Genomic DNA, 12,831 nt, shown 5'->3' on the forward strand with positions numbered 1-12,831 from the left:
GGACATTACAGATTTCTGCAATAAGTAAAAATAACAGTTTATACAATTGTTTATTGTTATATTGTTGTCAGCAAGCTTAAACAACAGACAGTGCATCTATCTAATGAAATACAAAAAAGGTTGAACAGCCTAAACTCTTCTATTCAGCTGGCTTCATGCGTTGACGGAACATTTCCTGACCAATATTCTTTTTACGGTAAACCAGGCAGAAGTTTCAGGATAGAATTGGGTGCAACAGAAACAAGTTTTTTCCTGGTGTTATTTGAAAGGACAAAAAAACAAAAATATGAGAACTGTTTTGCAAGGGGTTTATTCACTAACCTCGATAGTGTAGCAACCGTATTAGACCTTTGGGTAGACAAACAACACGATATCGCAACAATCAAAAAAGCGTTTGCTGAACTTGAATTGTATACAGATTTTGACTTCAGAAATGCTAACCCCGAAATTGACAGGGCCTGGACAAAAGTGAAGAATATGTTTTTCAACGACACCCAATTCTGGAAATTTCCTGAATGGAAAGAAAGATATTATGAGCTATTGAACGAAGCCAAAAGACACCCGGCATTTGCAAATTATTATCCGTTTACAAGCCATTATTGGTTAAGGTTCAGTATTGACAAAGACATTAAAGAAACCTGGCCACTTTACACTAACATAATACCGACTATGTATAGCGACAAAATACCGGATACTGTTGGCAAATTTTATGTTTCATACAATAATGAACCAATGGGGGGACAATTTTTTGAAACAGCGAAGGAAGCGCTTGACTTTTATGCCGAAAAATTAAAAGAAACTAAACCAATAAAGTGGTGACACTAACTGACAATAAGCCAGACTGGCATTTTTGAAAAAACCAGGAGCAGGTTAAGAACTAACCTGCTCCTGGTTTAATATCGAAGTTCAAACTGATCGTAGGATTCACGGCGCCAGGCAAGGTGGCGGGTAGCCGGTGAAATATAAAAGAACGGAGAAAAGGTATATACTTTTATAGTTCTTTTATCGGGCAAAAATTCAAGTATCCGCAACCAGCCATCTCCCCCATTGCCATGCCAGCCACCGCCTTCGCGCTGTGCATTGAACACCACCTGGTGTATTTCTTTTTTGGCCACATTGGTATCGAGGCGATAACCTACCTGGTCGCGGTGCTCATCACTGTTACCAATATGCCCGCTAAAAACAAAACGGATGTTACCTGAGGGCTTTATAACCTCTTTATAAATGGTTTCACCATAACTGGCATCGGCCACCGCGTAATTTTCTTTTTCTATCCTTTCGCCGGTAGAATTGAGATAACTATGGGTGATAACAATGGCTATATGATCTCTGTAAACCGGCCGCGCTGCTACTTGTTTTGTCCAGGCAAGTATAGCTGCGCGTGGTGCAAACTCCAGCGAGAACAACAGGAATAACTGCCCCGTGGGCGATCGCCATTCGTAACAGGCATTCTCCAGCGTTTTAACCCCGGCGGCATTGGGCGCCATTTCAACCAGCAATGACGACATGAGAGGGTTACCCTGCGGCGGAAAATAACTATTGAATTGTGAATACCTGTTCTCTGCACTTTTAATACCGTAATCATGATTGCCGGTACACAAAATGTAAGGAAGAACACCATTTAGTTTATTGAAAGCATTGGACACAGCCCGCCATTGCTCCAAACTGGTTTGATCGCCATTAACACTGTCTGGCTGCAGAATATTATTCTGCTCAACAAGATCGCCGGTACAGAATACGAGTTGAATGTTGAGTTTTTGACGCTGGTCCTTTATCCATTGAATCATGGTCTCAAAAAGCGGTTGATTGCGGCCGAACTTCTGGTACGTTTGCGGATCGGGCAACCAAACCCAGGTGTATGAACCTGGCGTTGATAACTTAGGCGCTTCCTGTTGACCTGCTACCGTAAAATAACAACCGTAAATAAATAATAAGATCGAAAGTTTCTTTAACATGTTATTTGTTTTATGATCTGTTCTCCCGGTCAAAGACTGCCAGGAATGGCAGGTAATTATCAACCAGGAACCCTTCGTACCCCCAGCATTCGCCGCTCCACGTTTTCCAGTCGCGGGTCATTTCACTGCCGGGGCATTGCCCCTGAAAACCATTGCGGGTATAGCTTTCCAACATGGGAAAGAGGATGGCTTCCGCTTCCTGGCGCATACCTAATTTAAAAAGCGCATGTATGGTAAAGTAGGCATAGCAACCGGTAGCGCCGCCGTTCTCATATACCTGAAAATGCTGATAGCCCCAGCGTGCGTCATGGTGGGTATAATCTGCATCTGTTATAGGAATTAAATTACCGGGCAGGCCCAGGTCGAACCGGGTGTAATTCACTTCTTTCATCTTCTGCAATAATACCTGCATCAGTTTGCGGCCTGTAGCTGCATCTACCAGGTCGTAGGTAATGGCCATACTGTTTACAAACAGGAAATAATAATCATGCAGCTGACCATCTTTGCTTCGCCAACCTGCCAGCACACCAGTGGCGGAGTTATAAAACGCCGGATAAAAAGCTGCCTTTAGTTTTGTAGCAAAGGCAGTAAAGAATTCCTCATCCTTTTTATTGTTGAGTTGTTCAGCTACCGTAGCCAGCAACGTTATGGCGCGGTAAGCCAGAATATTGGAATACGCATCATCGTGACCAAAGCCGATAGTATCCCACCAGTTGGCCGGCCGTTTAAATGTGCCGGTCCAGCTGCCGGCATTGCCTGAGTAGCCGTATTCAATAAGGCCATCTTTATTACGATCGGTATCGATCATAGTAATGGCCCAGGCCTTTATAGCTTCATAATGCTTGCCGGCCCAGGCCAGGTTTTTCGTATCAATGATGTAATAACAGGCACTCATGATCAACGAGGGCGCGCTGTCGCAGGAATCGAATTCGCTTTGCCAGCCATAACCGCCCTTGTAACCAACCTGTCCGTAGGCCTTCATGCCAGCCAGGTATTGTTCAAGGGATGATCTTACCAGGTCCATGGCCGTTAGTTTCGGCGTAAGCGCCGGCGTTTTGCGCGCCATTTCTGCATACAGGTACATGGTGAAAGCACAGGCGTCGCTGGCGCTGTTATTGGCCAGTGTTTGTATGCGTGGGTTCAGTTGAAAAATATTGATAAAGTTCTTCCGGAACCCATCAAAGCGTGCATCCTGCCGTATACCGGGCAGTTCGGGAAATATGGCCACTGATTCAAACTGATAACTAATGCGGGGATTACCGGCCGATGCGCCCGGCAGCGAAAGCCTGATATAGGGTTCGCCTTTTTCATTTGGCCCATGAAAACGATATGCATCATAGCCCAGGGCAACACCGGGTTGATTGCAATGTATACGAAAAGTACCCATACCCGGAAAATGCAACACACAGGGAAACTGCACCTGTTGCTGCCCGGGCATGGCGCCCAGTAACGTACAATGATTTAACCGCTGGGCAAAAGAAAGATCGAACATAGCAATGGGTGCGCCTTCTTTCCAAACTGTTTGTACCGTAAAACTTTTTTTATCGCAGCTGATTTCCCAGGCCGGCGCTGCTTTATGATCGCCTGTATAATAACTGATCGTATTCTTTTTGATACTACTGTTGTAAGCAACGGTATTGGCAACCTTTTGTTTCAATACCGGGCTATTGCTCAATTGCCCCTGACCTAAATTGTCTGTCGAAAAAAAGAGCAATTGCGGGCCTGCAGCTGCCAGCTCCAGTTTGTAGTACGGGGACAGATAGCTGAAATTGTTTTCACGGGTGCTAACCCATTTGCCTCGCCCTATAAGCGCAATGCCTGCCAGGGAGGATTGTTTTATAAAATGCCGTCTTGATTGCATGACAAAAAGTTTATTGAATAAGGTTATGTTTATTGATACTGTGCAATTAATACCCGCGCTTTGTAAAAACAGGCGCCGGCTGCCACACGGGTGGTGTACAACGTGCCGGATGGCGTATAAACATCTACGGTGCTGGTGGCCCAGCCATTGAGCCCACAGGCTACAGCCGGTGTGGGCGATTTATTGGCATCGGCCCGGGTTTGCACCAGCAATCCATTGGCGCCCGTATTACCTACCGCTTTCACAAAGGTGCGGTTGCTGCCGCCGGGCGCCACTACAAATGTTTTGCTGGTCTTATTATACACATAAACACCGCCGTTAGTGCTTACCCACAAACGGTTCACATCGCCATAATAAGGCGCTACATCGTGCCCCCAGGCAGTAGGCAACACACTTCTATACGCCGTTACCTCTTTTAATACCGGCGCTGCCGCCGTACCGCTTATTTCAAGCGCCGTGAGTATGTGCGCAGCCGTTACAGGGTCCTGGCCCGTTACCCAAAGCAGGTTGTAAGTTGGGTCCCACAGGGCGGCATGGGCAGCGTTGAGATCATACTGTACAAAGTTGGCATTGTTAGGTCCCTGTGAAGCGCTGTACACCCTTACCCAGTTGCCATCTGAAGCGGCCAGCGCAACATTGCCATTCGGTAGTATTTCTGCTGCATGCAGATTGCCATCTATAGGCAGCGACCATCTTCTTACCGCGCCCGGCCAGCTGATCACAGCAGCCATCCGCGTATCGGTCAACGATATAAAGGTGCTGTCGCCCCAGGCATGTACCCGGCGCAAGCGAATATCTGACCCACCGCCAAAGCCATTGGTTTCTGCGGTGCTAAAGCCACTGGCAACAGCAGGCCGCCAGGTATACTTTAACGCTTCTGGTTTGCTCCAGTCTTTTACACCGGCATCATACACTTCTATACTTTTAGTTGAGTTATTGGTAGCAGCTATCAATCCTGTAAGAGTATCGTTCTTTGTGCCTGTTGTGTCAACAGGTGGCGGTCCCGGCGGCGTATCTCCACCATTTTTTTTACCACAGGCAGGCAGTGCCCACAGGCATAGCCATGCGATTATCCTGATCATTATCTGTACGATTTTAATGAATGTTAGTAGCCCGGATTTTGTTCAAGCTGCGTGTTCAGTTCCATTTCAGAAAATGGAATAGGGAACAGCAGGCTGTTGTTTGTTACGGTGAAAGCATTGGACGGCAAATAACTGTACTTTGCCTTCATCGCAATGCCATAGGCAGTCATTACCGTTACTGCGTTGCCGGTTCGCACCAGGTCTATCCACCTTTTATTTTCAAATGCCAGCTCTACCCTTCTTTCATGCAGGATGATATTGCGCAGCGTTGCCTGATCGGTTGTGGCAATGGGTGAAACGCCTGCACCGAATGCACGGTCACGCACCTTATTTAACAAGGGCAATGCTTCGGCCGGTTTGTTTTGTTCATTCAATGCTTCGGCCAGCAGCAGCAATACTTCGGCATAGCGATATACCGGCCAGTTATCATTGGTTTGATTAGGCAGCGTGTGGGCATGCAGGAATTTTCGTGGAAATGGCCGGCCAACTTTTCCCGCCGGCGGTGTATAGCCAACAATGTTCTTTACAGATGCGCCTGCGGTATTTGAGGCAGGTACAAAATCATTGGAGGCATTCCAACTGCCTTCTGCAATGGCAATAGATGCATTCAAACGGGTGTCACCGGTTTCAAAACTATTTATGAGGTCCTGTGTAGGTGTGTTAAAGCCACCGAGATCGGTAATGGTATTTTGATTTACACCCGTTACGCCGGTTGAGTTTGACATACGGGGAATAAAATTGTAAATGAAATTACTTGGCTGTGGCGTAGCCAGTCCCGCGTTGTATTGTATTTCGAAAATTGATTCACTATTATTCTTAAGCGTAGTGCTAAATACATCGGCATAACTGCTCATAAGAGCATAGCCCAGTTGCATTACCTGTTTCAGCAACGGTTCTGCTTCAGGAAACTTCTTTTGATTAATGTATACATCGGCCAGCAAGGTAAGGGCCGCGCCTTTGGTAGCTACACCTGTTTGCGGAAAAACCGGCGCATCGAGCTTTTCAATGGCATCTTTTGCATCGGCAATGATAACATCATACACTTCCTGCACACCCGATCTTTTTACATAGATATCTTTGGGATTATTGATGAGGTGCGTGTACAACGGTACGCCACCATAATATTTTACCAGTTCAAAATAGGCCAGCGCCCGTAAGAAACGCGATTGCCCGGTTATAAGTCGTTTGCTTTTTTCTGAAAAACTAACGCCGTCTATCTGGTCAAGAATGGCATTTACTCGCGAGATCACCACATAGGCCTTGCTCCATTTATCGTTTGTTTGTGCATTGAATTTATCGTTCAGGAAATTAGACACGTCATTTCTTTGCGTAACTGCCAGCGCTGCATCGGAAGGTTTGTAATCATAATAGGTATTATCGCTGCGCATTTCGCCCATTACCCAGGAAGTTTTGGAGCTATAGATGTCGCGCAATGCGGCATATGCGCCATTAACGGCCAGCTTGAAATCATTTTCGTTCTTGAAATAATCAATAGAGTTCTGCGCCGTGCGGGGTGTTTCCACCAGGAATTTCTTACAGGAAGCCAGGCCGCCAATGAGGATGAATATATATAGTATTGTCCTTTTCATTTGTTATTTGCTTTATTGCGTACATTAAAATCCTACGTTAAGCCCGAATGTAAATGTTCTTGCCGCGGGGTAAGCACCAATATCATCGCCTTGTGAAATACCATTGAGGCCGTTATAGCTTGTTTCGGGATTACCGGGATAGCTGGTAAAGATGTAAGCATTCTGCACGCCCGCGTATACCCGCAAATTGCGCAGGTACCTGAAATAACCCGTTTTTTTGACCGTATACCCCAGTGTAATGTTGTTGATGGTAAGGTGCGATGCATTGTGAATGAACATAGAATTATCTGAGCGCGCCAATACCGTTGAATTGGCCAGGGTGCGTTGTATTCTGCCATTGCCGGGATCGGCTTCGGAACGCCAGCGTTGCAATAATTCCTTTGGACCATTAAATACGCCATCCATATTGTACAGGCTTTCTTCCATGCTGTTCTTTAATTCATTGCCATAGGTGCCCGATATTACAATACCGAGATCGAAACCCTGGTACCTGAAGTTATTGGTAACACCGAAAATGAAATCGGGGTTGGGATTGCCGATCCAGGTACGGTCGTTGGCGGCATCGATCACATTATCATCATTAAGGTCTTTCATGCGCACCGTTCCCACCTTCGACGTGGTATGCTTGGGGCCTTTGTCAAATTCAGCCTGGTTCATATATACGCCATCAAAAACGTATCCATAGAATTGTCCAAGCGGTTGTCCTACAGCGGTACGCCAGTCGGTAAATTCAGAGAGCGCTACAGAGGGTTTAGCGGCAATGGGCTCGTTGTTCACCCCCAGTTTGGTAACAAGATTTCTATCGAAAGAAATATTAAGGTTGGAGGTCCATTCAAATTTTCCGACCGAGTTCCTGGAGGTTACGGAAAATTCATGTCCCCATGACTTAATGGTACCAATGTTTGATTGAAGACTGATGAAACCCGAAGAGCGGGGAACGTTTATCATATACAAAAGTCCATCGGTATATTTATGATAGTAGTCATAGGTAAACAAAATACGATCGTTAAAAAAACCGAAGTCGGCCCCTATATCGAGTTGCTTTTGTTTTTCCCAGCTAAGCAACGAGTTCCCGAGGGTGCTTTGCGCTGTACCGGGCGCCAGGTTGTTGCCGAAAACATAATTGGATGAGCTTATCAATGGAATGGCGGTATAGTTACCGATCTCATTGTTACCGGTAAGTCCATAGCTGGCGCGTACCTTGAATAAACTGACCGCCCGCAGATCCTTCATGAACGATTCATCACTCACCAGCCAGCCGATACCGGCAGAAGGGAATGTTCCATACCGGTTATCGTAGCCAAACCGCGATGAACCATCACGACGAATAGAACCACGCAACAGGTACTTTCCTTTATAACTGTAATCGATGCTACCGAGGTATGATAATAAAGACCACGCCTGAGAAGCTGAAGAGGCAGTGATCCTCGTAGCAGCATTGATGTAAGGTATCTTATTATCGGGATAATCGCGCCCAACCATTGTAGTGGTATAATCGTTGGCCCGCTGTGCGGTAAAGCCTGCCAGCACTTTTAACGAATGATCATTGGCAATTGTCCTTTGCCAGGTAAGCAGGTTTTCATTGATCCAGGAATAGTTGTTGATGGTATTTGCTTCGCCATAGGCCGATTTGTTGCCCGGCGGCGCATTGTCGATGGGTACATTGTTGAAGCCGCCGAACGAAGTGGAAGGTATAAACTTCTTATTTGTTAAATTACCAATATCGCCGTACAGGGCCGATTTGAATGTGAAATTATTGAGGAACTTAATTTCTGCATATATAGAAGAGAGTAAGCGGAAGCGGGTATAATCGTCATTTACTTCGAGTGTTTGCCTTAGCGGATTGGCCCAGGTAAAAAGATTGGAAAAACCACCTGCATAGCCAAGTGTAAGCGAGCCATCAGGATTATAAGGTGAAGCCATTGGCGGCATCATGAGCGTGCTGGCAACGATCTGGCGTTGCCCATCGAAATTGAAGCTGTTGCTCTGCCGGTTGTTGTGCTCCAACTGCACACTGGGCGCCAGGCTGGCCCCCAACTTGAAGAACTTATTAATATTAAACTCGCCATTGATGCGCAAAGAAAAACGTTTATAGCCGGAGTTTTTCAAAATACCATCCTGGTTAAAATAGCCGGCTACTACACCCAGCGTTGCTTTTTCACTTCCGGCGGTTAGGGATAAGCTATAGCTTTGAACAGGCGCCTTGCGTAACAGCAGCGAATACCAATCGGTACCAGCGCCATATTGTTCTGGGTTCTGGTATTCGGCGGGTACACCACCGGTATACCCTTCATAAGCTATTTTATCTTCATAAAACCCTTTCATATAGGTGGCCAGCTCGGTGGCATTCATCACCTCGGGTGTAAGGTTTTTCATAGCAGCAGCCACACCGGTATAGGCATTGAAATAAATTCTCAATGCGCCGGCTTTTCCTTTTTTGGTGGTGATCATTATTACGCCATTGGCTGCACGTGAGCCATATAAAGACGCAGCAGCCGCGTCTTTAAGCACGGTGAAGCTTTCTATTTCATCGGGGTTGATATTATTAATACCATCCGTATTACCCGTCACCGGCAAACCGTCAATAACGACAAGCGGACTATTACCAGCCGAAATGGAAGCGGCGCCGCGAATACGGAAGTCCATACCCTGGCCCGGGCGGCCATTGGTTTGCCCTAACTGAACACCGGGCAGTTTCCCCTGCAACTTTTCGGCAAAAGTGCCTACTGGTTGGTCCTTCATATCGCTGGCCTTTAGTTCTGCCACAGCGCCAACAATTTCCCTTCGTTTTTGTGTACCATAGGAAACCACCACCATTTCTTCTAACCGGTTTTCTTTCAGCAGCGTTATGTTAATAGTGGTTTTGTTATTTACCGGTAGTAATTGTGTGGCATACCCTACATAAGAAATTTGCAGAACGGCGTTTTCCTCTACCCCATTGAGGGTGAACCTGCCTTCGCCGTTAGTGGTAGTGCCCCTGGCTTTTCCTTTTATAAATACCGATACGCCCTGCAAAGGATTTCCTTCAGCATCGGTGATCTTTCCGGTAATGTCAACCAGCCTAAAATCGGGCAATTGTTTTATAACGGGCGCTTCTTCTTTTGCGCTTACAATGATCACCTTGTCCTGAATAACATAGGTAAGCGGCTGATCCCTGAAACAAATATCCAGCGCATGCTGAATAGATGTCTCTTTTACATTAATGTCAACCTTCTTTGTGCCTTGCAGGGTGCGGTTGTTAAAAAAGAAATTGTAGCCTGTTTGCTTTTCAATAGCTTTAAACACCTGCCGCAGCGGTGCATTTCGTTCAGACAAAGTAACCTTTTGCGCAAATGTGTTTGCGCCTGCATGAAGAAAGGCCAGAAACAGGAAAATAGCAGTTAGCTTCATTGCAAGCAATGTTTGGTGATTGACAAATGCCGTTTTAATACGGCCTTTGCCAAAAGCATGTAGTTGCATACCTTTGTGTTGTTTGGGTTTTCTTGTTAAGTGATCAATTTTAATACGGTTGTTCAATACAGGGTTTGCCCGAACTCATTGCCGGGGGTGCCGCTAACACCTCCGGTTTTTTATTCAGCCAAACCTAATTTCAATGGATGAGGCTATTGATGTTTATAGTAAAGTGATTAGTATGGCGCTATCATAAGTTTTCTTCCTTCGATACTTACCTTAACTGTTTTGGTTAACTCCAATATTTTTATCAACTGTGTAATGCCGGCCGAGCGTGGTATGGTACCGCTGAATATTTCCTGCTGAACATTGCCCTGGTATGCTACATCTACATTATACCAACGGGCCACCTGCCGCATTACTGTGGTGATGGGCGCATCGGTAAACTGAAAGAAACCATTCTTCCAGGCTACTACCTGCTCTACGTCAACGTCGGCAATCGTGAATTGTGAATCGGCAATGAATACTGCCTGCCTGCCGGGTTTTAAGATTGCCGATTGCCGATTGCCGATTGCCGATTGAACTTTCACCGATCCTTCCAGCAATGTTGTTTTAATTGCATCCTCATCATCATAGGCGTTGATGTTAAAGTGGGTGCCGACTACTTCTACATCCATATTATTCACCTGCACATGAAAAGGCATTGACGCATTTTTCGCTACTTCAAAATACCCTTCACCGGTTAGTTCCACTACCCTCTCTTTTCCGTTAAACCTGGTAGGAAAACGAAGCGCTGACGCTGCATTCAGCCATACATGCGAACCATCTGGCAACACAAGCTGGTATTGATTGCCGATTCCTGTTTTAACTGTATTGTAATACGTATTTTCTTCCTGCCGGCTACCAGCACCATCATAGGATAATTGACCATTGCCATTAATAACGGTGGTATTGCCCTGTTTTGAAACAATGCCTGTAGCAGTTGTGTCTAACACCACCTGGCGCCCATCGGCGAGAATAAGCAGGGCCTTATCAATGCCAGGTCTAATGCCTGGTATGGTATCTTGGGCTGCGAGCGGGCCATCGGTTTTGTGATCATACTTCTTTATATAAAGGAATAGGCTGAAACCTAACGCCATGATCACAGCTGCAGCCACCACACCTTTCCACCACCTGCGTTCAGGCAGGGTAACAACGGTGGCAGGTGAAGTATTGTTTTCACGGATGTGCTCCAGCATACGGGATAGCATGCGGGCTTCAATTATAGCAGGATCTTCCGTGTTTGCTTGTATAATAGTTTCATCATCAACCCAGGCATCATACCATTGATGCAGCAGGTTCGTTTCCTCTTCGGTAGCCGTGCCACTGAAAAATTTGCGGGCAATTTCTTTTATATTTTCCGGTACCATAATGAATGGCAAAAAAGGCTTTACATATAAAGAGTCAAAATGCCGCAGTTTATACGTAGCCGGTCAAAAAAAAATTTTGAAAGGGGTTTCGGTACTAGAAGATGAAGAAGAATGAAGACACATTGCCAAGGTTACTACGCATGATCTTCAATGCTTTGGAAAGATGTGCCTCTGCTGTTCGGGTAGAAATATTCATTTGTTCGGCAATCTGTTGTATTGGCTGGTCGAGCAATTTATTGTTGATAAATACCATGCGGCATTTTTCGGGCAGGCGCGCCGACAGTTTGGCCACCATATCGAACAGTAGTTTATGGTCAATCGTTTGAGAAGCTTCTTCGCTCAATAATTGCGAGGGTGCTGCGGCATCGGTATGTTTAACGGGATATTTCTTTTCCCGGGCAATATGGCGATATACCGTATACCTGATCATGGCTGCCAGGTATATGCCGGGCGAGTGAATGGTAAGTATTGCTCTTTTTTCCCAAAGGGTAAGGAACACTTCCTGCACTATTTCTTCTGCCGTTTGCGATGATTGTAAATGCTTATATGCCAGAAAATAAAGCGGCTTCCAGTAGGTGCTGTACAATGCGGTAAAAGCCGATTCGTCGCCCTGTTTTAGCCGAACCAGAAGTTCCTGTTCATTGTATATTACTGCTGCCACGGAATGAAAGATAATACCTTATTTGTGATCGTAACGAATATTAATAAAGGTACAAAATTCAATTATTTTGGCCGGAAGAGAATAGTGCGAAGCAGTTGGTAACAAAAATATAAGGTTAGGCTATAATATTTATAAGGAGGCTTTTTAATGAGCCTCCTGTTTAGCTAAAGGGTTTAACCCAGAAATTTGGTTGCAGACTCTGCTGCTCTTTTTCTGATATCATCGGTAACATAACGGCCTATTGAAGTAATGGCTATACCCATTGTTGCTATGTCATCAAGAAGTCCGGCACCGGGAATAAAATCAGGTACCGCATCAACCGGCAGTATAAAATAACCCAGGGCGGCTATTGCAACTCCTTTTGCCCAGGTTGGCGTTTCTTCTGCTTTAAAAGAATAGTATAATTCAAAGGCAGGTTGCAATACTTTAGCGCCGGCTTTCTTAGCGTGCTTTTTTACCTTTGCCCAAAAGTCATTTTCGTTGTAGTGGCTGCTGTAATCTTGATTCATAGCGTAAAAGTTTAGGATTGTTTTTCTTTCGCTAATATGTAGATGCCAGATGCTTTTTATTACATCCTTTTGAAAAAATAAAAAAGCAGCAAAAATTAACAATTCCGGTGTAGGCCAAACGCTGAAAAACAAACCCGATATAATACATTGATTATTAACATTATTTATACACCAACCAGGCGCAGATTACCATTAAACCAGATGCGGCATTTTATCCAGATAAAAGAACACCTTTTTAAAGTTCATCTTTTTTTGTAATCTCGAAACCGAACACTACAAAACCCCAATGAACCCAACCAACCATACGAAAATAAAATTCAAAAAAAATGCATCGTCTTTTTACCCGGAACTAAAAAAAGAAGTTGCAGAATTGTT

General features: G+C 45.2%; 9 protein-coding genes. 1 reads left to right on the plus strand and 8 read right to left on the minus strand.

From position 1 onward, the window contains the following. Nucleotides 1-90: 90 nt before the first annotated feature. Nucleotides 91-819, plus strand: coding sequence for a hypothetical protein (locus GGD38_RS02505; protein WP_375299605.1), 729 nt, complete (start codon nucleotides 91-93; stop codon nucleotides 817-819). A 74-nt stretch (nucleotides 820-893) separates the two neighbouring features. On the opposite strand, the gene GGD38_RS02510 is transcribed toward GGD38_RS02505, so the two are convergent. From GGD38_RS02510 to GGD38_RS02545, 8 genes are all read right to left on the minus strand, one after another. Then, nucleotides 894-1,955 (minus strand): metallophosphoesterase, encoded by a 1,062-nt coding sequence (locus tag GGD38_RS02510; protein ID WP_375299604.1) that lies wholly within the window; start codon nucleotides 1,953-1,955, stop codon nucleotides 894-896. 10 nt (nucleotides 1,956-1,965) lie between these two features. Continuing rightward, entirely contained in the window at nucleotides 1,966-3,816 is a 1,851-nt protein-coding gene (locus tag GGD38_RS02515) for a hypothetical protein (RefSeq protein WP_375299603.1), read from the minus strand. Between the two features lie 29 nt (nucleotides 3,817-3,845). Then, entirely contained in the window at nucleotides 3,846-4,898 is a 1,053-nt protein-coding gene (locus GGD38_RS02520) for a DUF6528 family protein (protein WP_375299602.1), read from the minus strand. A 23-nt stretch (nucleotides 4,899-4,921) separates the two neighbouring features. Continuing rightward, complete coding sequence (locus GGD38_RS02525; RefSeq protein WP_375299601.1) at nucleotides 4,922-6,487, minus strand: RagB/SusD family nutrient uptake outer membrane protein; 1,566 nt, start codon at nucleotides 6,485-6,487, stop codon at nucleotides 4,922-4,924. 24 nt (nucleotides 6,488-6,511) lie between these two features. Next, nucleotides 6,512-9,946 carry a TonB-dependent receptor gene (locus GGD38_RS02530; RefSeq protein ID WP_375299600.1) on the minus strand — a complete coding sequence of 1,145 codons (3,435 nt, stop codon included), beginning with the start codon at nucleotides 9,944-9,946 and terminating at the stop codon, nucleotides 6,512-6,514. A 167-nt stretch (nucleotides 9,947-10,113) separates the two neighbouring features. Beyond that, the gene (locus GGD38_RS02535; protein ID WP_375299599.1) at nucleotides 10,114-11,286 is read right to left on the minus strand and encodes a FecR family protein; all 1,173 of its coding nucleotides are present in this window, start codon (nucleotides 11,284-11,286) and stop codon (nucleotides 10,114-10,116) included. A 94-nt stretch (nucleotides 11,287-11,380) separates the two neighbouring features. Continuing rightward, nucleotides 11,381-11,947, minus strand: coding sequence for an RNA polymerase sigma factor (locus GGD38_RS02540; RefSeq protein ID WP_375299598.1), 567 nt, complete (start codon nucleotides 11,945-11,947; stop codon nucleotides 11,381-11,383). Between the two features lie 173 nt (nucleotides 11,948-12,120). Next, nucleotides 12,121-12,456, minus strand: coding sequence for a YkvA family protein (locus GGD38_RS02545; protein WP_375299597.1), 336 nt, complete (start codon nucleotides 12,454-12,456; stop codon nucleotides 12,121-12,123). Nucleotides 12,457-12,831 lie beyond the last annotated feature (375 nt).

Origin of the sequence: Niastella sp. OAS944 (genome assembly GCA_024809215.1) — a bacterium.
Taxonomy (GTDB): domain Bacteria; phylum Bacteroidota; class Bacteroidia; order Chitinophagales; family Chitinophagaceae; genus Niastella.

Excerpts from the sequence above, each read along its gene's own strand:
- GGD38_RS02510 (WP_375299604.1), bottom strand. The coding sequence starts at position 1,955 with ATGTTAAAGAAACTTTCGATCTTATTATTTATTTACGGTTGTTATTTT.
- GGD38_RS02515 (WP_375299603.1), bottom strand. The coding sequence starts at position 3,816 with ATGCAATCAAGACGGCATTTTATAAAACAATCCTCCCTGGCAGGCATT.
- GGD38_RS02520 (WP_375299602.1), bottom strand. The coding sequence starts at position 4,898 with ATGATCAGGATAATCGCATGGCTATGCCTGTGGGCACTGCCTGCCTGT.
- GGD38_RS02525 (WP_375299601.1), bottom strand. The coding sequence starts at position 6,487 with ATGAAAAGGACAATACTATATATATTCATCCTCATTGGCGGCCTGGCT.
- GGD38_RS02530 (WP_375299600.1), bottom strand. The coding sequence starts at position 9,946 with ATGCAACTACATGCTTTTGGCAAAGGCCGTATTAAAACGGCATTTGTC.
- GGD38_RS02535 (WP_375299599.1), bottom strand. The coding sequence starts at position 11,286 with ATGGTACCGGAAAATATAAAAGAAATTGCCCGCAAATTTTTCAGTGGC.
- GGD38_RS02545 (WP_375299597.1), bottom strand. The coding sequence starts at position 12,456 with ATGAATCAAGATTACAGCAGCCACTACAACGAAAATGACTTTTGGGCA.